The sequence below is a fragment of the Pararhizobium sp. O133 genome, assembly GCF_051669845.1.
Classification (GTDB): domain Bacteria; phylum Pseudomonadota; class Alphaproteobacteria; order Rhizobiales; family Rhizobiaceae; genus Pararhizobium.
The window spans coordinates 125,475-147,012 of record NZ_CP196430.1; the positions used below are offsets into that span (position 1 = coordinate 125,475).

Below are 21,538 nucleotides of genomic sequence, written 5' to 3' on the forward strand. Positions count from 1 at the left end.
AGGGTCACCGCAGAAGCAGTAGCAGGCCACTGGACCTCGACAAATGTATCGGCCGCCCAAATGCAAATCTGGGCGGCCTCTCTCAATATCGAGTCCTCACTATCCCACGAGGCTCGCTCTGCGTCCGTGGATCTCTCGAACGACAATCCCGTAAAAGAGATGCGGAGACGCTGACGATATTGGCAGTTCGTCCGGCTTCAGGGCGCCAATCTCCCACCAGTCAGGATATTGCTGTAAAACCGACCAAGCGTGCAGTCTTTGGTTATGCCACGCTTCCGTATCCGGATATTCTTCAAATCGACCCTCGACGATAACGCTACCCCATCCCTTGCCTTCACCATCCGCATCGACCTGCAGGCAGACGTTGTTGTTCGCCCGCATCCACTCGACCTTCTTGCCCCGCATCGAAAAGCTGTAGATCGTCCCTTGATCGGCGACAAAATAGATTGGGACGACATAGGGTTGACCGTCCTTGCAACAGGCGAGGTGGCCGAAACGGGCTTTGCTAAGCACCGCACGGCACTCTCCTTCGGTAAGGTCTTTCAAGATGTAAGTCATCACAGAACCTCCTCATTTTAACGCATATGAGGTTAACGCGGATCGCCTCTCTCATCCTTGATCGAGCGCAAAAAATATTGTCGTCCCTTGGTTCACTTTGAAAGCGAGGTACATCCTGCCTCTTGAATGGATGGAGTAAGACATGGACGACCGAAAAATTCGAAGGGATATCCTCTACGAACTAAAGTACGATCCGAGCCTCGACGCCGCCCAGATTGGTGTTGCCGTCGAACACGGGATCGCAACGCTTTCTGGACACGTGGAATCCTACACCCAAAAATTGATGGCTGAGTCGATTTCCCAACGCGTCAGAGGTGTTCGGGCCGTCGCCAGCGAGATCGAGGTTCGATGGCCTGGACACAAGCGCCATGCAGATGACGAGATCGCTGCGAGAGCGCTCGACATCTTATCATGGGATACCGCACTTCCCGACGCCGCGGTTGACATCAAGGTTCACAAAGGCTGGATCACGCTTTCCGGGGAAGTGCCGTGGCATTTCCAGCGGCAAGCCGCGGAAGACGCGGTCAAGAAACTCGGCGGGGTCGTCGGCGTTGTCAACGTATTGGAAGTCAAGCCGAAGGCAAGTGTCGTTGATGTCAAACATCGGATAGAGGCAGCATTGCAACGGCACGCTCTCATTGAAGCGGCTGCGGTCAAGGTCAATGTGGCACACGACAAGGTGACTTTGGAGGGTGACGTCCACGCCTGGAGCGAACGCCGGGCAGCGGAACAGGCCGCGTGGTCGGTCCCCGGCGTCAGCCTGGTCGAAAATCGTATTCGTGTATCCTGATACTGAAGAAGCGCGGACGGACCGTTCTCCCGCGCTTCTTTCTACATTGATCGCCAACATATTGGCTGTCATTGGTTCGATTGCGATCAGGCCGCCTTGATAGCGATCTTCCTATTGTTCTTCTGCGCATTTGTGGCTTTTTCGGAAGAGTGACGTTCAAAAGTCCGTTGGCAAACGAGGCGTCGATCTTGTCGGGATCTACCGCTTCTGGAAGCTGGATATCCCGCTGGAAAGACCCGTAGCGGCGTTCGGACAAGTAATAGTCTCCATCTTTTCTCTCCTCGCGTTCGCTCTTTTCGCCTTTTAACGTGAGGATGCCGTTCGACAGTGTGACATCAAGCTCCTTGGGATCGATGCCGCGTAGCTCGGCGGTCAACTCATAGGCGTCGTCCTTTTCGACAAAATCGACGGCCGGCGCGTTACCCTGAAATGCCGCCGGCAATCGAGAAAAGGTCCGATCGAAAAAACCCGGTGTAAAGTCATTGAAGACCCGGTCAATTTCCGAGCGAAGACTCTCGAAGGGAGACCAGCGGCCTGATGTCGACGGCGTTTTCGGCTCGATGTTGGTTGGAAGATTAGCAGGATGTTCAGCCACGTTTTCAATCTCCATTTACCTTGATGATTCGGACGGGAGGCGCGCTCCCACTCTTTTCATCTCATGTGATCGAGATGTGTTTTCATCTTAGCCTGTCGGAGGGTGTGAACATTGATCGGCATCAAACCGCGAACCGCCAATTGGCGTATTCTAGCAAACATCCTGGCATGATCGGTGTGCGCCAAACCGAGGCGATGACGCTCGATCAGCGCAAGAATCAGGATATCTTGAAAGGAGATGCCCCATGAAGCCTCAGTTTCACCTGCCGTTGACGACCTATCCAGATCCAAGTTCGTTCACGCTACTCCAGAACGCGATCACTTTTGCCCGAAATCAGAGCGCGGATCTGAATGTAACGATCGCCAGGGTGAAAATACCAAATGTACACAGCGCATTTCCACCCGTCTTGGACATCGCGAAAATGAGTGCAGACGCTGAAGGTACAAGTCGCGATAACGCGGAGTTTCTGGCGCAAGCGGTAAGGGACTACGCAGACACCGCTGGGATTAGCGCAACGATCTCCTATGTCGAGACCTTGGAACCCCAAATTGGTGAGACGATTTCGAGAAGAGCACGGATCTACGACTGTTCCATCATGGAAGCTGTTCCAACGGCCCGATCACTCGTGGAGAGCATCCTTTTTGACAGTGGGAGACCTGTTGTTCTGTATCCCAGCGAGACATCCTGCGGGCGCGTCGACGTGATTGCGATCGCCTGGGACGGAAGCGCGACTTTGGCACGGGCGCTCACCGGGGCGCGGCCGTTCCTGGACCAGTCCCGAAAGATCGTGCTGATATCGGTCGTCGATGACAAGGCGATTGACGAAGAACTATTTGATCGTTTTGCTGCAGCATTGCAAAAAGGCGGCCTGTCGGTGGACGTAGCAAAAAGGCGTGCCGATGGAGAGCGTGCCGCAACGGTGCTTCAGGGGGTGGCAAAGGAGTATCGAGCCGACCTGCTCATTGCCGGCGGTTACGGGCATTCGCGATTGAGAGAACGCCTGTTGGGTGGTGTCACCCAGTCCTTTCTTGCAGGGTCCGAAATCCCGATGCTCCTAGCACATTGAGGGGCCCCAAAATGCGATAACAGCTGTAACCCGGCATCTATCGGTGTCGGCTAGTCTCAGCACAACTGAGGTATACGCTTAATAACGCGCCTTTCATGAGCGAAAGGCTACCGTCAGTCATGGTCAGGCGGCCTGATGCCAATTGCGGCGAAGGATGTTGGTCGAGAGTCGCAAATCTGTCGGGAACAGCGCCTTGGGCGCCACTCACTCGCCGCAGATCGCTATCTCAAATGCGGGTGTCGGCCTCGATCTGACCTTACGCGGTTTCGGTTTCACGGGCGCACTCGACGCAATAAGGCGTGAACGGCAACGCTTTGAGTCTAGGCTCACCTATATCTCCTCCGCAAAGCACGCATCGCCCGAAGTCTCCCTGTTCTATGCGATCGAGGGCAGAGAGGATCGCCTTCAGTTCTTCGCGACCGCTCCGTTCCAACCCAATGAGGACCTCGTCATTCTCAGTCTCGATCGCTCGGTCGCCACTGTCGTCATCCAATTCTCGGCCAAGGTCGCTGTCTATCATTGTGAGGCGCTTCTCAAGTCCACGACGACGATCTTCCAGTTCGATTTTGATCTCTACGATATTCATTTCGACCTCGTTGCCACATCAACACGTTGCGTCTTGCGAGTGCTTTCAGAAATGGTCTTCTCTAAATAGGCAACGATCGGACTTTAATCATTGAGCTGGATCAAAAGACGCTTGGATGGGGCGTCTTAGCGAAGTGTTCGGTTCGATTGCGGTCGGGAATCCAAGCTTGGACCGTTCCCTCAACCAGAGCTATGAGCTGCGACAGCCCGGTCGCTTTCCGGGGACAGCGCAAGGCACAATGCCAACCCTGCGAAGCCACGGGCGGCACATCTGCCTCATTCGTCAGTGAACAGCGGGCTGTCCACGTAATGGCAAATGCCACGACAATCTTTGCCCAAACTTAGAGCGTTTGATTTAAGTCAGTGATTTGGCGTGCGATTGCCATCATTGTCACATGAGCATTCATCTTGGATTCTTCTAATGCCCCCATCTCAAATGCAGAGCTTACGCCTCGTTGTTCTTCCGTTTCAAGGTGTTTGGGTCGTTACCCTTACGGCGGTTGACCACAGTGAGCACAGGTCGTTCCGTACCGAGGAAGAGGCGACGAGATATGGCGACGTCCGGTTCGAAGAATTACGTTTGGAACCGCTCCAGCCGTGAAAACGGTCAATCCCACCAATCATCAACTTGACAATCAGCGTTCGGCAGCAACTGAAACATGTGATCTTTCCAGGCATGTCAAGCGCTGCTGCAACTAGCATCCTCCCTCTGCAGCGTCCTCGTGTAATGGGAAGAGCCAGTGTAGGCAAGCCTTGTGGGACAATACGATCTGCGTCGTCGACACGAACAATATTGAACGTTCAGACGCGTGCAAGGACGACAGCGGAGGAGGCTTATTCTGTATCTGGGTCGCCGGGCGCCCTTTGTCGACGGCATCGCTTCGCGCGGTGCTTGCGAGGACGTATCACCCCGCTCGTCGCGACCGCGAGGGGTATTTCGATAGTTCGTCACTCTTTCCCTATTCGCGCAAAGATGCGGGTGGCCGCGCGGCTACCCGGTATTTTTGTCCACCCGTTCTAAAGTCTCCATCGCCGGTCTTATTGCCAGCCTGGTTCTCCTGGCTCTCAATATCGTCCTGTCTTCTTGATGCCGATCAAACGGCGCATCTCGACTTGCTGATAGGGTGGTACGGGTGGCCGTCGGGCATGCCATGATTTGAAAAGGTTTCCGTCGATGCTGGAGTACAAAGTCAATGCCCGCCGGGTCGATGCGCTCGGCGGTGTTGCATTCGCGAAGCAGGCTGAAATATGGCTCGATACCTGCCTTGCAGGTCGTGATGACGCATTTAATCCAGCCGAATTGCTACTGGCGGCGGTGGCCGCCTGCATGATCAAGGGCATCGAACGCGTTGCACCCATGCTCGACTTCGAATTTCAGGGCGTCGACATCACCCTTCATGCCGTTCGGCAGGACGCGCCGCCCAAAATCACCTCGATCGACTATCAATTGGTCATCGATACGACTGAAAGCGATCAGCGCCTTGAACTGCTGCACAAGAATGTCCGCAAGTACGGTACAATTTCCGACACGATCGCCGCCGCAGTGCGTCTCGAGGGCGTGATCGGGAGAAAAACATGAGCCGTCTGCATTCGGAAAATCACCTCGTCTCGCGGATTGGCTGGCTGCGTGCCGCCGTCCTTGGTGCCAATGACGGCATTGTCTCGACGGCAAGCCTTATCGCCGGCGTTGCGACGGCCTCGGCGGCAAGCTCTGAAATTCTGGTTGCAGGCGTGGCCGGGTTGGTCGCGGGTGCCATGTCGATGGCGGCGGGCGAGTACGTTTCGGTGAGCTCGCAGGCTGACACCGAAAAGGCGGACCTCGACCGCGAGCGCAAGGAACTGGCAACTCAGCCCGAAGCCGAGCGTGAAGAACTCGCCCAGATCTACGTCAAGCGCGGCGTCGACGTTATTCTGGCGCGACAGGTCGCCGATCAGATGATGGCCCGGGATGCACTGGCCGCACATGCGCAGGATGAACTCGGCATATCCGAAATCACCACCGCGCGGCCAATTCAGGCCGCACTCACCTCGGCGGCAACCTTTGCGGTTGGAGCAGCGATGCCCCTTGGTATGGTCATGGTGTCACCCGCCTCCATGCTGGTCGCGACCGTATCGGTTGCCTCCCTTGCGTTTCTTGCCCTTCTGGGTGCCATAGGCGCAAAAGCCGGCGGCGCAAATGTCGTCTGGGCGACCTTGAGGGTAACATTCTGGGGCGCGTTTGCGATGGCGCTGACGGCAGGTATCGGTGCGGTCGTCGGGAAGGCCATCTGAACGGTCAACGCGTCTGTCGGAGGCGCGTGGCGAGACTTCGTGATCGACCAACGGACCGGCTTCGCGAATGGTTCACGAGATCGTTCCCGCGCATGCTTTCACGGGAACATGAATGTCGGCAGGATGATTGAGGACCGGCTTACGATTTCAGTTTCTGCGTTTCCAGCCTGTGATCATGGCGCGGACGAGGTTCTCGCGGTGCTCGATGCTGGCGAGCAGGATCCCGAGAATGTGAAGCACGATCAGGCCAACGGTCGAATAGACCAATGTCTTGTGGGTGTCTTCCACCCATTCGATACCCCAGAAGGCATCGGTCGTCATCATGGTGCCGGTGGTGACGATGCCCGCAATCATCAAGAGAAGCCCAATCACCATCGCGCCGCCTGCTGGGTTGTGCCCGATGTAGCGTTTGGCGCGCATACGGGCGGTATCGGCAAGGAACCTGAGAACGGTGACGGGGTTGCGAACGAAGTTGACGAACCGGGCATGCTCCGACCCGAAGAGACCCCACACAACCCGGATGGCTACCAGGACCCCGATCATGTAGCCCGACAGAATATGAGCCGACTTCCATTCGTCGCCCGTAAAGAACGAGAAGGCGAAAAAACCTACCAGCGCCCAGTGGAACAGCCTGACTACGGGGTCACGTTCGATGCGGGCATTCTGGCTTCGCTGAGGATGAACGACCTGCTTACCAAGTCGCAGGTTGCAACCCTGAGCGAAAGCGCCGTGTGCGACGGTCTGACGCTGAGCGCCAAAGCGGCCGCCGTCACTGTGTCGCGCGCAGGCGCAAATTCACCTTGGAGCTACGAGATCACCTAGGCGGACAAAACATAAGGCATTCACAAAAAAAGAGGTTTAAGTTCCATAAATATGCTTATGCATTTTTCATCAAGTCATTGATTAATATATAATATTTTGAATTTCTTGGTACGCTTAGGCGTGTCCCCGGCCGCGAGTTTATTACATGCCGTTCATCCGGGGCCGTCAGGTCCGGCAGGTGTGATAGCAAGGGTCGCTGTTTCGCTCGCCGTCGCACCACTACGCATGCCTTCAACGCTTCGAAGTCGTTCCCCGGCATCCAATCGGTGCGAAAGGAACAAAGAGCGATCGTGTTTTGGAAGACGTTTAACCCGGAACGGGTTGAGGATCATGCTGGCACTTTTTCTCGCAACACCTTCTCCAAGAATGACAGCCGCTCTAGCCCATCGTCCGTCGGTAGTTTGATAACGAGCCTATCGTCGCGATATTCGCAGTTATGGCTCTGCAGCAACGCCTCAAGCCGCTTTCGACTGGGCTTTGTTGCAAAGCTGATCGCCAATCCACGCGATCCAGCGGCTATTTTGGAGATATCAAATCGATTGGCTGCCACGCGAAGCCTGGCAAGGCGGATAAGTATGGAGACTTCGTCAAGAACTTCACCGAAACGATCGTTGAACTCGTCTTCCAACTCATCCAGGGTATTCTGATCACGAGCGCGAAGCAGTCGAGTATAAAGGTTGAGCCGCACCGTACCGTCCGACACGTAGTTTTCGGGTATCGTTTGGGTAATGCCAATATTGATCGCAACATCCTGCTGTTCACGAAATCCCTCTTTGCCGCTAGCCAGCACCGCGCGTTCTAAGAGTTTCTGATAGAGACTAACGCCAAGTAGTTTCATGTGCCCTGCCTGATCGTCACCCGCAATGTCGCCGGCGCCGCGCATATCGAGATCTTGCATGCTCAATGCAAAGCCTGCGCCCAAGCGATCGTATGCCTCCATGGTTGACAGTCGAACGCGCGTTTCTTCCGAGATATCATCATCTGCAAGAAGCATCGCAGAGCCTTGGATCCGGCTACGTCCGACCCTCCCCCGAAGCTGATGTAACTGAGCGAGGCCAAATCGATCGGCCCGCCATATGAAGATCGTGTTTGCACGCGGGATATCGAGGCCGCTTTCAATGATGTTGGTGGACAGAAGAATGTCCCCATCCCCATCGCCAAATCCGACCATGACGTCATCGAGGTCCGCAGCTTTCATTTTGCCGTGCGCGATGCGGACCGATAGTTCAGGAACGAGGTCTTTCAGCATTTCGTGAACACCATCGATGTCTTCGATTTGCGGCACAACGACGAAACTCTGTCCGCCGCGACGGAACTCACGCAGCAGCGCCACGCGCATGGAAGCTCGATCAAATGATCCGAGCGTCGTTCTGACAGGACGACGCTTTGATGGTGATGTCGCAAGGATGCTGACATCCTGGATACCGATCATCGCAGACTGCAGCGTCCGCGGGATCGGCGTCGCCGACATGGCCAGCACATGCAACTCAGGGGAAAGCGATCTCATCGCCTCCTTATCGCGCGAGCCAAACTTATGCTCTTCATCAATGATTAAAAGCCCCAGCCGAGAGAAACGAACATCTTTTGCAAGAATCGCCTGCGTCGCGATCACAACGCCGATGTTGCCGGAGGCCAGGCCGGATTTTATATCCGCTGATGACTTTCGATCGACAATCCTTGAGAGCATCTCCACTTTGACATCCGTGTTGGCGAACCGGCGCGCAAAGGTGATATGATGCTGACGGGCCAGAACCGTCGTTGGAGCGATCACCACCACTTGCGCACCGCATAAGGCGACAGCGGCGGCCGCCCTTAGTGCAATCTCGGTCTTGCCAAAACCGACATCGCCGCAGACTAGGCGGTTCATTGGCTTTCCAGAGCTCAAATCTTGCAACACCGCTCGGATCGCTAATGACTGATGGGCTGACTCGGAATAGGGAAACCGCCGCACGAAATCTGCGTACGCCCGTTGAGGCGCGACGAAAATCTCCGCGGAGGTTTCCCGACGAACCTTGGCAAGCCGCTTCAGGTGCCGAGCAGCTTTTTCAATGTCCTTGTCGATCGCAGAACGACGCTTGGACCACGCCTCGGTCTGTATGCTGTCCAGTGTGACTGTTTCGGGCGAAGATCCGTAACGCCAAAGCCTACCGAACTCGGCCATCGGCACGAGGATGGAGGCGCCGCCCCGATATTCAAGCCGCGCCGCATCCTGGCCAATTCCTTCAACGTCAAGCGTTTCAAGCGCCTTCAATATTCCTACGCCGTGATCCTCATGAACCACAACGTCGCCGAGCTGAATTTGCGGCTCGTTCAAGAATGAGGAAGTATCGATCTCGTCTGGCTCTTCGCCCAAGATGTCCGCAGCCGTCACGACCTGAATGTGTCGGACCGCAAACCCTCTATCCAAACGGCATTTCAGAGTCACTAGAGCTCCCGCCGGCGCGGAAAGGCATGCTTTCCAATCATCGACAGGCGTCAGATCTGACGTCTGAGCCACGGCGCGCAGCACACCATCCATAACCGAGCCGCAGCCGGCGAGTACTACGGATTGACCCGCGTTTTTCTGCTGATCTATAAAATTGACCAGTGCTTTTCGGCGATTGCGTCCTTCGATCGAGCCTTGTGGACGAGCGTCGGCGTAATCGATGTCGAAGCGGGCGAAACGAGCAATTTCCTTCAGCAACCGGCCCTGATCAAGGTAGAAGGAATTTCGTCGGTGGTGCTCGCCGAACTTTGCCTCTGCACGGGCTTCTGTTGCGTCTCGTATGGTCGCAACGAGTTCTTCCAGTTTGCTTTCCCAGCCCTCCTGGAAGCAGAGGGAACTGCCCGCAACAATATCGAAGAGCGTTTGCATTATAGGGTAAGCCTGCAGCATCTGGTTTTCGACAGACAAAGTGCGCTCACCAACCATGTCCGGAATATCCATGAAAACAAGCTCTGAAGCGGGCCCAAATGTCATTTCATGAACAGTATCGGTGGTTCGCTGTGTGTTTGGATCGAAAAACCGCAGCTCTTCAATCCCGTCATCGTCATCGAGAACGATCCGCATCGGGACTGAGCTGCCAGCGGGGAAAATATCTATGACGTCCTCGCGGACGACCAGTTCGCCGGGGTCGTCAGCGACCGCTTCCTCAACGTAGCCGGTGCGTTGAGCAAACTCTTTGAACGCGTCACGATCGAATGGCTGTCCTACTTTGAGAGTCATCTCGCTTTCTCGAATGACGGAAAAAGGCGGGATAGACTGCAGCGATGCGGCTAGTGAGGTGATAAGCAGACGCGGCTTGGATGAAGGTTGCAGCCAGACACGCAGCGCATCCATACGCCGTCCCATCACCTGCTTCGACGGTGCGACGCGATCGTAGGGAAGACAGTCCCACGGCGGTAGCAGGATAACCTCGATAGTTTGGTCCAGACAGGTGGCTGCCCTTGCGACCCGCTCTGCTGATCCCCCCGTCAACGCGATGTAGGCATGCGGACGCTGGTCGGAATCCATGATTTCGATCAGTTTTGCAGCGGTCAACGAATCTGAGATTTCGACAGGAGCAGGTGATGCCTCACTTGTTGAATACTCGGGCACGCGCAAGCTAATCTCCTGTTTGTTGAGGGTTACAAGTTGGTTGAGGATCAGGACAGCTATGCGAAATGTCGAGCGACAGCATATCCGCATCCACTCGCAATTCCCGTCAACACAGCTCCCCAGATCACGTCGACAATGGTGAGTAATACTGGCCAGTTCTTCAACGTTGACAGATTGGTCATATCGTAGGTTCCATAGGCCGCCAGACCGAGCACCACGCCATAGCCGGCCGCAGTCCAGAGCGACCCGACTTCAAGACCCGGTCGAACGGCGAGCACAACAATCGCTGCAGCGAAGAAGACGTAGAAAACCGCGGCGACTGCAAAGTGGGCGACGGAAGCGTCAGGTCGCCGAGCTGCTCTTGGTAAAATTTGCGAGCGACAAAGCCCAACCATACGGCATCGGTGATCAGGAAGGAAATAAGGGTTGCAATATAAGCAATTGCGAATGTTTTCATTGTGGGCGTCCTTTCTGCCGTAAGTCGGTGCTCTGACGAGGCATCGCGGTCTTGCTCGCATGCTTCGGCATTTTGAAGCGCTCATGTGCGGAATTGTTTCGAACTAAAATGGTCAGCAAACATGTCGCGGATGGAGTCGTTAATTCATTAGAGGAAATTGCGAAGCTGCCACCCGTCTCGGCAAGTGGACGAGCCAAAAGCTCTGTTTTGACTTGTGCCGCGATCGTGTCGGTGTTCGTGATCATTCCATTCATTTCGCGATAACTCGCGGATCGGTTGGCTGTTCCTAGCCTTTGGAATTGAGCGGCGACTATCAGACCCAAATCCGAACCCGTTGATCGTCAGTGTTGTGATACATTCGCTCCAGCTTACTCGCTGGACCACGAGATAGTCGTTCAACGCTTTTGAGTTCGCGCGATCGACAGACGACGATGATCGATGGACCACTTACCGAGAGGTGTTATCGCGTTGCTAAAACGCCTATGACCTCGTGGCCGGGCTTATTGCGCGCGGGACTGCAATTCTCACAGCCTTGGTTCGAACCTACGGTGGTGGGACGAATGACGGGCGGCAATGCGCATGATTCAAAGATACGGCAGTTGAGTAAGGTCGGCCATCTGCCAGCTCATGGCGGACGGCGTGTTCGTCAATCGGCGAGGGTTCATCCCTGGCCGCATCGATGAAGTGTCTATCTCGGACCTGTCAAGCTGCGTCGACAAGCAAATGGTCGAAAGCGACCGGCTTGGCGAGGCCTTCCAACATTGGCTTGGCCAAAACATAACCTTGAACAAGCGAGACGCCCAGATCACGCAAGACCTTCAATTCTTCCGTTGTTTCCACGCCCTCGCATAACGGGACGATGGAAAGCTCTTCAAGCATTTGAAGGGTGTGCTTGACGATCGTGCGCCTCACTTTATCGGTATCGATCTTTCTGATGATGTTCATATCCAGTTTGACGATGTCGGGCTGGAAATGAGTAAGCAGGCCGAGACCGGCATGCCCCGCTCCGAAATCGTCGATCGCCGTCTTGAACCCCATGTCTCGGTAGGTGCGCAGGATGTGAAGGACATGCTTTGTGTCAAGCCTCTCGTCTTCGGTAAATTCGAAGATGATCCGGTGTAGCGGGAAACCGACCTTCATTGCGGTCGCAAGCGTCAACCGAATACAGGCACGCGGTTCATACACCGCGTTCGGCATGAAATTAATTGAGAGTTTGACATCGTCGTCAGCGTTGTAGAGCCTCGCGGCGAGCTCGATGGCCTTCACGCGGCATTGCTGGTCGAAGGCATAGCGATTACCGTTGCTGACCTGGCTCAAGACCGAGCCGGCGCCTTCACCGTCCGGGCCTCGAACCAACGCCTCATGGGCAAAGATGGCGCCGGTTTTAAGATCGACGATTGGTTGGAATGCCATCGTAAAGGGCAAGTCGAACGCTTGGCCGTCACGACATCCGTTGCATAGGGTCGACACGGTGGGGATCCTCTCTCCTAAAGTCCACAGGTCTAAAGGGAACTGATTAAGTTTCCCTCCTCACCACGCAACTTCTCATCTATGAACATCCTATTTCCCGCTGATATGCGAGCAGGCGCACTGCGTCCCTATGCCGCCCTGCTTTGAAGGCATCAACGATGTCGAAGCGGATCTGCAATTCATCTTCGACGACAAGAATTGTTTCAGCGAGCATGCAAATGCCTGCGCGTCGAATTGGATCGGCGATTGCGGTCATAGCTTTCGCACGATAGTTGCGACGGTTTCGCCATGAGGTCGACAAAGCCAATTTGCCGTCGTCGACGCAACTATGCAATCCTTGACCACCTGATGTTTGGTTAGACTTGACCGCCCCACTACTGAGATAGGCCTGCATTGCGAGCTGCTGCTCACGGCCTTGCCCGCTCGACTTCTCCTACTGCCGGCCCAGAAGATCTCGAACGATCGGAAGGAGATGTGCCGCCACGACCTTGTAGCCGGCTTTGTTCATGTGAAGATCGTCAAATCCGCGATTACTGGCGTCAAAACACACGCTGCCCGGAAGTCGCATAGCGTGATGGCGACGCGCAATTCGGCTCCACTGGTCGCTGGACAATCCGCAAAGGACCACTTTTAGTCCGCTGGAATGTAATCTCCTCAGATTGGTATCGCATTTTCGCCCGTAGTTTGAGGCGAAACGCCGTGACCCGGATCGTTATCGCCTTGTACAACGGCGATCTTGCGGCCACATGGAACAGCCTGCCCGAGGCGGGAAGGCATGCCGCTCGTCGTGTCGCCGGTGATTCGCTGGTTGGAAACTGTGACATCGTAGCCGGCAGCCGAAGCGACGTTTCCATAATTGTAGGAAAAGCATTTCTTTTTTCCGACCACAAGACCAGCAGTATTGCTATCGCCCAGCGCGACAATCTGGATTGCCTGTGCATTCGCGCTGGTTGAAACGGCTATTCCGGCCGACATCACAATCTAGCGCATCCACATCAACTGCCTTCGGCGCACTATGGAGACCCCTTTCTCGATTTGCCTTAAAGGCGGTCCAGTTCGCATGTCCCCGGTCGCAAGCGACCGACTTCGTCCGTTAACTACAAACCGTCATTGGCTGCGGGAAACACATATTGAGCCGCGCGCGTATTGAACACGGCCATAATCGTGGTGGTGCTGCGATCTGCCATAGCCATTCTCTCTGATTGCAAATCTTCAGTTTCCCGGCGACGGCTCGGCCGCCTCTGCGCCAGCGGAGGACGTTTCAGCGGGGTTGTGGCTCTCACCGTTCTTGGCATCTCGCCGTTTATCGGCTTGCTTGATGAGATCGCGCTCAACGATTTCTCGCGAACCCTCGGCAGGATCTTGTTCAGGATGGTCGTCAGAGTGACTCATTCGTTTCTCCTTCTGAAAAGTGTTTCACGCATCCTAACCCGTGCGGACAGATGCCTAGCGTAAAGAGCAACCAAGTGCAGGCCTGGTGGTTCCCTTAAGCAGCGCGATTTGAATCGTACTGCCTGCTGAGGGCGATGATTGTGGAGCTGAACCGGCATCATCTAATTGCCGCCTGCGTATGGCAACATCGCAGTTCAGCGTTGTCACGAACCTTCAAGCGCCCGAGCTTCCACAACCCCGGTGGGAAAAGATCCGAACCTTCGCCCCGGTAATTTTAACAGATCTAACGCGCTGAAATCGCTAAGCGCGTTACGTCGCGTTGTCTTACGCAGAATGACCGAAATGGGGCCGATTCCAGATGGTCCGGTGCTGGGGAGCGCTCGGGGGTAACCTGCCATTCTCCTCCATCGCATCGGGCAAAGTTTGCCTGTCCGTTACCGCCACGCAAAGTTTCAGGCGCCCATTGCGGCGCTTAATCCGGCTGCTTTGGCTGGGGAGATCACCTTCTGGTAGACCCCGACATTGTTCCCGGTGTCCGGGTACAGGAACAAGGTTGTTCGCACGAAGCCGTTCTTCAGAAACAGGCCCGCACTCTCATCATTGTTGTCCCTGATCGTACACTGCAGGATGCGGGCTCTGTCTTTGATGGCACGCGCGGTGGCAGCATCGAGAAGCGCCTGCGCTATCCCCTGCCGACAATAGTCCTCGTGGACCGTGAGGTGATTGACCTCCGCCTGATACCACTGGACTTTCTTCACTTCGACGCACCCAACGACCTGATCATCACGCACCTCGAACAGAAATCGCGCGCGCGCAGCCAGAATGGCCTTGGCGTCATAGTTTTTAACGAGCTGATTGCGCGTGTTGAGCAAGGTGGCAATCTGTCCGGCGTGGCATTGATCCAAGCGTGGTCCTCCCGTTGAATGCGCTTACCCCGGTCACGCCATCGACATCGAGTGGCAGCACGGGCAGCATACCAGCTCAAGCGGCCGGGGCAACGAGACCGTCCATGCGACGGCGCCGTCCCGCTTCTTCCGCCAAGACTATCGCTGGATGATACTATTCAGTTATAATCACCGCAAAAATGAAATCATGACAACACTGTGGGGGCAGTGAATGTATTTATCTTCCACGAAACTCAAAAATTACAGGTCATTCGACGATTGCGAGATCCATTTTCAGCAAGATCTGACCGTGCTGGTGGGCGAGAACAACGGCGGCAAAAGTAATGCGATCGATGCGATCCGGCTCCTGACGATACCGCTCGGCGGCCGCCGCGAGATTTACTGCGAGTCGACGGATGTGAGGTTTCAGAGCGCGGTTCCGCACTTCGAACTCGAGGCGCATTTCTCAGGCCTGACGACCGGCCAGCAAGGACGTCTGATCAGCGCTGCCACCGATGCCACGCTGACCAAAGCTTCATTCGGATTGCGTTTTGATGGCAGCCGGACGGGAATTCGCCCGACAATCTGGGCCGGCAAGGAAGGCAACGCGCCCGAGCCCGGCTGCCAGGACATGGTGCGACATGTCTATTTGCCGCCGCTGCGGGACGCAAAGCGGGCACTGGCGGCCTTGTCGCTGTGGTTCATCTTTGCTACTCAGTTATTTCAATGCTTCAAGGATTGTTGAATTGTGGATGAACGTCAAGCCCTGGCCAGTTTTTCAGCCCTCTCTCAGGAAACCCGTCTCGGGATTGTCAGGACGCTGGTTGTAGCCGGACCAGGGGGGCTGGCTGCCGGCGCGATCTCTGAGCGCATGGGCGTCTCGCCGTCTAACCTCAGTTTTCACCTCAAGGAACTGGACCACGCTGGCTTGATCAGCCAGCGACGTGAATCCCGCTCCATCATCTACACGGCAAGCTACGACGCACTCGCCGAGCTGGTGAAATTCCTGATGGAGGATTGCTGCTCTGCTCACCCGGTCATCCGCGCATCGGTCGAGCGATCGGAAGGGTGTTGTGCGCCGCAAGAGGCACTCGGGGACGCGACCGTTGCGTAAAACAAATATCCCTGCGGGCATCGTCTCCGCGCTGGGACTGACCCAGATCATCGGCTACGGCACGCTCTACTACTCGTTCTCGATCCTCGCTCCGGGCATGGCCGCTGATCTTGGCCTAAGCCTGGAATGGGTGTTCGGCATCTTCTCGATATCCCTCTTCGTCGGAGGCCTTTCGGCAACCTTCATCGGCCGCCATATGGACCGTGTCGGCGCGGCGAACGTCATGACGGCCGGGTCGGCGCTTTCCGCCGCCACGCTGGCATTGTGTGCCTGGTCGCCGTCCGTGGCCGTCTTCGCGCTTGCCATCGTCTTTCTCGAAGTGGCGTCGGGGATGGTTCAGTACCAGGCTGCCTTCGCCGCTTTGGTGGAAAGCGACCCCAAAACGGCGGCGCGGAGCATCACCTATCTCACGCTGATAGCAGGGTTCGCCTCGACTATCTTCTGGCCGATTTCCGCAGCTCTCACGGGCTTTCTGTCGTGGCGGGAGATCTACCTCGTTTTTGCCGCGCTCAACCTTCTTGTCTGTATGCCGCTGCACGTTTGGATCATGCGCGTCGGACGGGTCGCTTCTAAAGCGCAGGTTGTCAGACCGCGGGAGGTCGTCGCCGGTGCGCTCGAACCTGAGACGCGTCGCAGGGGCATGCTTCTCGTCTCCATGGCGTTTGCGCTTCTGGGCTTCACGCTGGCGGCCATCCTCGCTCACATGGTGCCGATGCTGACAGCGCTTGGTCTCGGTACCGCAGCGGTCATGATCGGAGCGCTGTTCGGGCCTGCTCAGGTCTTGAGCCGCCTGATCAACATGATCTTCGGGACGAGCCTTTCACCACCGGCCCTGGCCATCCTGTCGGCCGTGCTTATCGTCGCTGGAGTCGCGATCCTCGGAATCTCAGGAGGATCGTTGCCCGGCGCCGTCGTTTTCGTGGTCTGCCTCGGCCTGGGTTCCGGCATCAACAGCATCGCTCAGGGAAGCCTGCCGCTGTACCTGTTCGGAAGCGAAGGCTACGGGGCGATAACCGGAAAGATGGCGGCCGCTCGACTCGCCGTCGGCGCCGCGGCTCCGTTTGTCTTTTCCACCGCGATGGAGAACCTCGGTATCGGTGTCGCCCTGTTCGCCAACGCCTTGCTCGGCGTTCTCGGTATTCTGTTGTTCGTCGCCGTCGCGACATCGTCGAGACGGCCAGTAACGGCGGCGAACTAAACCTCAAATGGATTTCAGCGAGACCCGCTGCTCGAGCTTGGCGGCATCCTCGACGCGCTCGCTGTAACGGTCCGTCAAGTAGGATGACGCGTCCCTTGTCAGGATGGTGAACTTCACCATTTCCTCGCAGACATCCACGACACGGTCGTAATACGACGACGCCTTCATCCGGCCGTCGGCGTCGAACTCCTGATAGGCTTTCGCGACGCTGCTCTGGTTCGGGATCGTGATCATCCGCATCCACCGGCCGAGGATACGCATCTGCCCAAGGGCGTTGAAGGACTGCGACCCTCCCGACACCTGCATCAGCGCAAGCGTCCGCCCTTGCGTGGGGCGCACCGATCCGACCGCGAGCGGTATCCAGTCGATCTGCGATTTCATCACGCCGGTCATCGCCCCGTGACGCTCCGGACTGACCCAGACCTGGCCCTCGGACCATTCGGACAACGCGCGCAATTCCATCACCTTCGGATGGGTCGCCGCGGACTCGTCCGGTAGCGGTAGTCCTTTGGGATCAAAGACCCTGACATCGCAGCCGAGGCGTTCGAGCAGTCTTCGAGCCTCATGAGCAAGAAGTCGGCTGTAAGACACCTCCCGAAGCGAGCCGTAGAGGATCAGGATGCGTGGCTTGTGCGTCGAGAAGGCTGGCCGCAATGCTTCGAGATCGGGCTGATGGAGGTAATCCTCCTTGAGTGCCGGGAATGTCTCAGACAATGCGCTTGCCCTCCCGATCGATAACCTGTTCGCCATCTTCCTTGGTGAAGGGACCCTTCAAGGTGTCGGGCAGGATGTCGAGCACCGCTTCGGACGGCCGGGCGAGCCTCGTGCCGAGGGGCGTCACGACGAACGGTCGATTGATGAGGATCGGCTCCTTCAGCATTGCGTCGAGCAGTTGGTCGTCTGTCAGGCTCGGATCGTCGAGGCGAAGGTCCGCGTACGGCGTCCCCTTTTCGCGGATCGCCTGCCTGACCGTCAGTCCGGCATCCGAGATCATCTTGACGAGTTCCTCGCGCGTCGGCGGGGTCTTCAGATACTCGACGACGGTTGGCTCGATGCCAGCATGGCGGATCATGGCCAGCGTGTTGCGCGAGGTCCCGCAATCGGGGTTGTGATAGATGGTGACGTCCATGATCAGGTCCTTGTCGTAGCAGTGTTTCGGGAGACGGCGGGCGCAGCTTCGTACCAGCCCTTGGAGCGGTTCACGATCCAGACGACCGAGAGCATCACCGGGACCTCGATGAGGACGCCGACCACGGTCGCCAGCGCCGCCCCGGACTGGAAGCCGAAAAGGCTGATAGCGGCGGCGACAGCCAGTTCGAAGAAGTTGGATGCTCCGATCAGAGCCGAGGGGCCGGCAACACAATGGCGCTCCCCGGCAATCCTGTTGAGAATATAGGCGAGCCCGGAGTTGAAATAGACCTGGATCAGGATCGGAATAGCCAGGAGGGCGATGATCGTCGGCTGCGCGATGATCTGCTCCCCCTGGAAGCCGAACAACAGCACCAGCGTCGCCAGAAGCGCGACAAGCGACAGCGGCTGGAGCCTCGCAAGAACGGCGTCGAGCGCGCGCTCCGTGCCACCAGCCGTGAGGCGACCTCTGATGATCTGCGCGATCACAACCGGCACGACGATGTAGAGCGCCACCGAGATCGCCAGCGTGTCCCACGGCACGGTGATCGCAGAAAGCCCAAGGAGCAGTCCGACGACGGGTGCAAATGCGACGATCATGATGGCGTCGTTCAGCGCGACCTGTGAAAGCGTGAACAGTGGTTCGCCCTTGGTGAGATTGCTCCAGACAAAAACCATTGCCGTACAGGGCGCTGCCGCCAGGATGATCAGGCCCGCAATATAGGAGTCGATCTGGTCGGCGGGCAGATAGGGCCGGAACAGCCATCCCACGAATAGCCAGCCGAGCAGGGCCATCGAGAACGGCTTGACCATCCAGTTGATGAAGAGCGTCACCCCGATGCCGCGCCAGTAGCTACCGACTTTGGAGAGCGAACGGAAGTCGATCTTCAGGAGCATCGGGATGATCATCAGCCAGATGAGGATCGCCACGGGAATGTTGACCTTGGCGATCTCTGCCGAAGCGATGGTCTGGAATACACCGGGCATCAGATGACCGAGAGCGATCCCGACGACGATGCACAGGCCGACCCATACGGTCAGGTAGCGTTCGAACATGGACATCAGACTGTCTTCCCCTGTGTTCCGGTCGAACCCTCCATCCGACCGATCTGGCGGAGCTTCTGCTCAAGCGCCATTCTGTCGATCGAGGTCAGCGGCAGGCTGAGGAAGGCAGAGATGCGGTTCTTGAGGAATCTCGCGGCCTGCGCGAAGGCGCGCTGCACCTCGGCGTCCGATCCTTCGACGGCCGCCGGGTCTTCGACACCCCAGTGGGCTGTCATCGGATGGCCGAGCCACACCGGGCAGGCCTCGCCCGCAGCGCTGTCGCAGACGGTGAAAATGAAATCCATCTGGGGAGCGCCGGGTTCTGCAAAGACGTCCCAGCTCTTCGACGAGAAACCCTTGGATGGATAACCGAGCGCCACAAGCTCGCGAAGAGCATGTGGATTGACTCCGCCCTTGGGATGGCTGCCAGCGGAGAAGGCGCGGAAGCGGCCTTTGCCCTCATGATTGAGAATGGATTCGCCGAGTATAGAGCGAGCGGAATTGCCCGTGCAGAGGAACAGCACGTTGTAGGTCTTGTCGGTCATGGTCGTGTTCCGTTGTTAGGTCGGTGGCCTAGTAAGCTTCATGATGGTCGCCGAGGCCGGGCAGATGCCCGAAAGCTGGCGGGTCGAAAGAACGGCAGCGGGAACGTCAGGTCGGGCCACGACGGAAAAGCCCAGGATTTCGAAGAACCCGGAGGCTGTGGTGGTCGCGAGATAGACAGTCGATGCCTCTCCCGCTTGCTCAATCGTCATGTGTACAAGGATTCTGCCTAACTCTCGGCGACGGTATTCCGGCAGAATGACCAGCGACCTGAGGAGGCAGGCGTCGCCGCAGTCCTCGATTCCGGAGTAACCGACGATGGCGCCGTTATCCGTCACGGCCCTGTAGAACGAGCGGCCATTGTCGCCAATATCGTCGGTCGGCAGGTGCGCCTCGATCAGAGCCGCCTTAAATCCGGGGTCGTCGCCTCCGACAGGCTCAAGCTTGATCGACGTCATGACGGCCTCGCGGCAGGCGCGCAACAGGGCGTGAGTTCGGCGATCAACGGTGCGCACAGTTCGGCCGATCCTCCGCAGCAGTCCTTCAGCAGGAACAGTGTCAGGTCACGGAACACGTCGAGATCCGCCCGGTAGATAATTGAACGGCTCTGGCGCTCGCTTTTAATGAGCCCTGCCCTCGCCAGCGTGGCAAGGTGGGCTGACATTGTGTTCTGTGGAACGTCGAGCATCCTCGCAAGCTCGCCGGCGGGAACACCTTCGGGTTCATGACGAACCAGGGTCCTGAAGGTTTCGAGCCGCGTCGCTTGGGCAAGCGCCGAGAGCGCGCTGATTGCACTGTTGTTTTCCATATATCCAGAATAACGGATATATAACGTGTGTCAACCCGCCGGAGGATGGTCGGAGTTGGGATAAGTGCCCTTCGGTGCACAATGCCTTTTCCAAATTTACCGCAATGTCCGCTTTTGTTGCGCCGCTACTTTGGATGCTATGACAGAAATGAAGGCGCTTTGCGGAAATCATTTCCGCGGCCGGCCCCGACGCGGCCGTTCACCGTGTGCTTGACACCGATGCGCCCTCTCTGGATCATCCGGCCTTGGAGGATACTCATGGACATGGTTACGCTGGACTACTTCCGAGAGCCGGGCCCGCATTCCACGGCAAAGAAGAATAAGGCCGGGCTGGCAGGCGCTCCAACGAACATCGCCGACCTAGCCACCTGGATCCAGGGAAGAATGCTTCACGAACACTGGGCGTCGAAATATGGCGAAGAGCTGACCCCGGAGCGCCGAGAACTCTCGCAAAGGAGATCGGTGGATGCCATACTGGACGGCCTCCTTGCGGGGGGCAATTCACCACGTCCTGCTGCGGATCGCGCGGTTGGTGTCTGCAGCCATTTCTCGCTGCTCGCGGTGTCGGCCTTGCGAGCGAACGGCCGTGCGGCCAGGTCGCGGTGCGGTTTCGGCACTTATTTCGCTCCCGACAAGGCGATCGACCACTGGGTCGTGGAGGTCTGGAATGGTGATCGCTGGCGGATGGTCGATTTTCAGATCGATGACTTTCAGCGTGCAGAACTGGGGCTGGTCTTCGACACTCTCGACTTGCCGTCGGGTGAGTTCCTGCTGGCCGCCCAGGCCTGGCAACTCTGCCGGCGTGGCGAGGACGACCCCAATCGCTTTGGCATCTTCGATGAAGGCGGCTTCTGGTTCATCGCCTCAAATATGATCCGTGACCTCGCCAGCCTGAACAAGGTCGAGATGCTGCCGTGGGACGACTGGGGGGCGATGCCATCCCCAGACGCGGAGATCAGCGCGGAGCAACTGCGACGCTTCGATCATTTAGCGGAGGTCCTGCTCGACCCCGACCGTCATTGGGAAGAGCTCCGTTTACTCTATGGCACTCCAGGGTTCGGCATGCCTGGAGAGGTCTTCAATGCTGTCAGGCAGATTCGCGAGACGGTTTCAGTGGCGCAGTAGGTACTCAAAGCTCGTCGGCTGAAGTTCTGCATGCTCGGGTACTATGCGACCGAAGGTTCCAATTACGGTGTTGACGCTTCACGGAAGTAGTAACTAGATAGCCTGCTATCA

Annotated in this window: 24 protein-coding genes and 2 pseudogenes; 11 read left to right on the forward strand and 15 right to left on the reverse strand. The window is 57.1% G+C overall.

Annotated elements, in window-relative coordinates:
• Positions 1 to 99: 99 nt before the first annotated feature.
• A complete protein-coding gene (locus ACST81_RS27715) occupies positions 100 to 558 on the reverse strand; it encodes a pyridoxamine 5'-phosphate oxidase family protein (protein ID WP_438754805.1) in 459 nt (152 codons plus the stop codon).
• 142 nt (positions 559 to 700) lie between these two features.
• On the opposite strand from ACST81_RS27715, the gene ACST81_RS27720 reads away from it, so the two are divergent.
• Complete coding sequence (locus ACST81_RS27720) at positions 701 to 1,348, forward strand: BON domain-containing protein (RefSeq protein WP_438754807.1); 648 nt, start codon at positions 701 to 703, stop codon at positions 1,346 to 1,348.
• On the opposite strand, the gene ACST81_RS27725 is transcribed toward ACST81_RS27720, so the two are convergent.
• Positions 1,314 to 1,943, reverse strand: coding sequence for an Hsp20/alpha crystallin family protein (locus ACST81_RS27725; protein WP_438754809.1), 630 nt, complete (start codon positions 1,941 to 1,943; stop codon positions 1,314 to 1,316). The genes ACST81_RS27720 and ACST81_RS27725 overlap by 35 nt on opposite strands.
• A gap of 244 nt (positions 1,944 to 2,187) precedes the next feature.
• Here ACST81_RS27725 and ACST81_RS27730 point away from each other — a divergent pair, with 244 nt between their 5' ends.
• From ACST81_RS27730 to ACST81_RS27745, 4 genes are all read left to right on the forward strand, one after another.
• The gene (locus tag ACST81_RS27730) at positions 2,188 to 3,009 is read left to right on the forward strand and encodes a universal stress protein (RefSeq protein ID WP_438754810.1); all 822 of its coding nucleotides are present in this window, start codon (positions 2,188 to 2,190) and stop codon (positions 3,007 to 3,009) included.
• A 193-nt stretch (positions 3,010 to 3,202) separates the two neighbouring features.
• Complete coding sequence (locus ACST81_RS27735) at positions 3,203 to 3,664, forward strand: hypothetical protein (protein WP_438754812.1); 462 nt, start codon at positions 3,203 to 3,205, stop codon at positions 3,662 to 3,664.
• 1,104 nt (positions 3,665 to 4,768) lie between these two features.
• Positions 4,769 to 5,173 (forward strand): OsmC family protein, encoded by a 405-nt coding sequence (locus ACST81_RS27740; RefSeq protein ID WP_438754814.1) that lies wholly within the window; start codon positions 4,769 to 4,771, stop codon positions 5,171 to 5,173.
• Positions 5,170 to 5,865, forward strand: a complete 696-nt coding sequence (locus ACST81_RS27745; RefSeq protein ID WP_438754816.1) for a VIT1/CCC1 transporter family protein — start codon at positions 5,170 to 5,172, stop codon at positions 5,863 to 5,865. Before ACST81_RS27740 ends, ACST81_RS27745 begins: the two co-directional genes overlap by 4 nt.
• A 147-nt stretch (positions 5,866 to 6,012) precedes the next feature.
• Here the strand turns inward: ACST81_RS27745 and ACST81_RS27750 are convergent, their stop codons facing one another.
• A complete protein-coding gene (locus tag ACST81_RS27750; RefSeq protein WP_438754972.1) occupies positions 6,013 to 6,570 on the reverse strand; it encodes a cytochrome b/b6 domain-containing protein in 558 nt (185 codons plus the stop codon).
• Here ACST81_RS27750 and ACST81_RS27755 point away from each other — a divergent pair.
• Positions 6,505 to 6,687 (forward strand): annotated as a pseudogene (locus ACST81_RS27755) (carbohydrate kinase); the annotation flags it as partial. The gene ACST81_RS27750 and the pseudogene ACST81_RS27755 sit on opposite strands and share 66 nt — an antisense overlap.
• A gap of 328 nt (positions 6,688 to 7,015) precedes the next feature.
• On the opposite strand, the gene ACST81_RS27760 reads toward ACST81_RS27755, so the two are convergent.
• The 5 genes and pseudogenes from ACST81_RS27760 to ACST81_RS27780 all read right to left on the reverse strand — a co-directional run bounded on the left by ACST81_RS27760 (position 7,016) and on the right by ACST81_RS27780 (position 12,585).
• Positions 7,016 to 10,264 carry a DEAD/DEAH box helicase gene (locus ACST81_RS27760; RefSeq protein WP_438754974.1) on the reverse strand — a complete coding sequence of 1,083 codons (3,249 nt, stop codon included), beginning with the start codon at positions 10,262 to 10,264 and terminating at the stop codon, positions 7,016 to 7,018.
• Between the two features lie 56 nt (positions 10,265 to 10,320).
• A pseudogene (locus ACST81_RS27765) lies at positions 10,321 to 10,721 on the reverse strand (DUF2177 family protein).
• Positions 10,718 to 10,966: a hypothetical protein gene (locus ACST81_RS27770; RefSeq protein ID WP_438754817.1), complete on the reverse strand. Its 249-nt coding sequence runs from the start codon at positions 10,964 to 10,966 to the stop codon at positions 10,718 to 10,720. The pseudogene ACST81_RS27765 and the gene ACST81_RS27770 overlap by 4 nt, the downstream one beginning before the upstream one ends.
• Before the next feature lie 457 nt (positions 10,967 to 11,423).
• Entirely contained in the window at positions 11,424 to 12,191 is a 768-nt protein-coding gene (locus ACST81_RS27775; RefSeq protein ID WP_438754819.1) for an EAL domain-containing protein, read from the reverse strand.
• A gap of 79 nt (positions 12,192 to 12,270) precedes the next feature.
• Positions 12,271 to 12,585 carry a hypothetical protein gene (locus ACST81_RS27780; protein WP_438754821.1) on the reverse strand — a complete coding sequence of 105 codons (315 nt, stop codon included), beginning with the start codon at positions 12,583 to 12,585 and terminating at the stop codon, positions 12,271 to 12,273.
• A 305-nt stretch (positions 12,586 to 12,890) separates the two neighbouring features.
• Between ACST81_RS27780 and ACST81_RS27785 the strand changes: the two genes are divergently transcribed.
• Positions 12,891 to 13,145, forward strand: coding sequence for a hypothetical protein (locus ACST81_RS27785; RefSeq protein ID WP_438754823.1), 255 nt, complete (start codon positions 12,891 to 12,893; stop codon positions 13,143 to 13,145).
• Positions 13,146 to 14,035: 890 nt separating this feature from the next.
• On the opposite strand, the gene ACST81_RS27790 is transcribed toward ACST81_RS27785, so the two are convergent.
• Positions 14,036 to 14,488, reverse strand: a complete 453-nt coding sequence (locus ACST81_RS27790) for a GNAT family N-acetyltransferase (RefSeq protein ID WP_438754825.1) — start codon at positions 14,486 to 14,488, stop codon at positions 14,036 to 14,038.
• A 211-nt stretch (positions 14,489 to 14,699) separates the two neighbouring features.
• Here ACST81_RS27790 and ACST81_RS27795 point away from each other — a divergent pair, with 211 nt between their 5' ends.
• The 3 genes from ACST81_RS27795 to arsK are packed head-to-tail and all read left to right on the forward strand — an operon-like array spanning position 14,700 to position 16,779.
• On the forward strand, positions 14,700 to 15,212 hold the full coding sequence (locus ACST81_RS27795; RefSeq protein ID WP_438754826.1) for an ATP-dependent nuclease: 513 nt from the start codon (positions 14,700 to 14,702) through the stop codon (positions 15,210 to 15,212).
• 3 nt (positions 15,213 to 15,215) lie between these two features.
• The gene (locus tag ACST81_RS27800) at positions 15,216 to 15,581 is read left to right on the forward strand and encodes an ArsR/SmtB family transcription factor (RefSeq protein ID WP_438754828.1); all 366 of its coding nucleotides are present in this window, start codon (positions 15,216 to 15,218) and stop codon (positions 15,579 to 15,581) included.
• Positions 15,574 to 16,779: an arsenite efflux MFS transporter ArsK gene (gene arsK / locus ACST81_RS27805; RefSeq protein WP_438754976.1), complete on the forward strand. Its 1,206-nt coding sequence runs from the start codon at positions 15,574 to 15,576 to the stop codon at positions 16,777 to 16,779. The genes ACST81_RS27800 and arsK overlap by 8 nt, the downstream gene beginning before the upstream one ends.
• 3 nt (positions 16,780 to 16,782) lie before the next feature.
• Here the strand turns inward: arsK and arsH are convergent, their stop codons facing one another.
• From arsH to ACST81_RS27835, 6 genes are read right to left on the reverse strand one after another with little or no spacing between them, the layout of a single operon-like run.
• On the reverse strand, positions 16,783 to 17,511 hold the full coding sequence (gene arsH / locus ACST81_RS27810) for an arsenical resistance protein ArsH (RefSeq protein WP_438754978.1): 729 nt from the start codon (positions 17,509 to 17,511) through the stop codon (positions 16,783 to 16,785).
• The gene (gene arsC / locus ACST81_RS27815) at positions 17,486 to 17,908 is read right to left on the reverse strand and encodes an arsenate reductase (glutaredoxin) (RefSeq protein WP_438754830.1); all 423 of its coding nucleotides are present in this window, start codon (positions 17,906 to 17,908) and stop codon (positions 17,486 to 17,488) included. The genes arsH and arsC overlap by 26 nt, the downstream gene beginning before the upstream one ends.
• Before the next feature lie 2 nt (positions 17,909 to 17,910).
• Complete coding sequence (arsB, locus tag ACST81_RS27820) at positions 17,911 to 18,969, reverse strand: ACR3 family arsenite efflux transporter (RefSeq protein WP_438754832.1); 1,059 nt, start codon at positions 18,967 to 18,969, stop codon at positions 17,911 to 17,913.
• Positions 18,969 to 19,496, reverse strand: coding sequence for an arsenate reductase ArsC (locus ACST81_RS27825; RefSeq protein ID WP_438754834.1), 528 nt, complete (start codon positions 19,494 to 19,496; stop codon positions 18,969 to 18,971). Before ACST81_RS27825 ends, arsB begins: the two co-directional genes overlap by 1 nt.
• 15 nt (positions 19,497 to 19,511) lie before the next feature.
• Positions 19,512 to 19,952 (reverse strand): arsenic resistance N-acetyltransferase ArsN2, encoded by a 441-nt coding sequence (gene arsN2, locus ACST81_RS27830; protein ID WP_438754835.1) that lies wholly within the window; start codon positions 19,950 to 19,952, stop codon positions 19,512 to 19,514.
• Positions 19,949 to 20,302, reverse strand: a complete 354-nt coding sequence (locus tag ACST81_RS27835; protein WP_060509672.1) for an ArsR/SmtB family transcription factor — start codon at positions 20,300 to 20,302, stop codon at positions 19,949 to 19,951. Before ACST81_RS27835 ends, arsN2 begins: the two co-directional genes overlap by 4 nt.
• Before the next feature lie 258 nt (positions 20,303 to 20,560).
• Between ACST81_RS27835 and ACST81_RS27840 the strand changes: the two genes are divergently transcribed.
• Positions 20,561 to 21,427, forward strand: coding sequence for a transglutaminase-like domain-containing protein (locus ACST81_RS27840; RefSeq protein WP_438754837.1), 867 nt, complete (start codon positions 20,561 to 20,563; stop codon positions 21,425 to 21,427).
• Positions 21,428 to 21,538 lie beyond the last annotated feature (111 nt).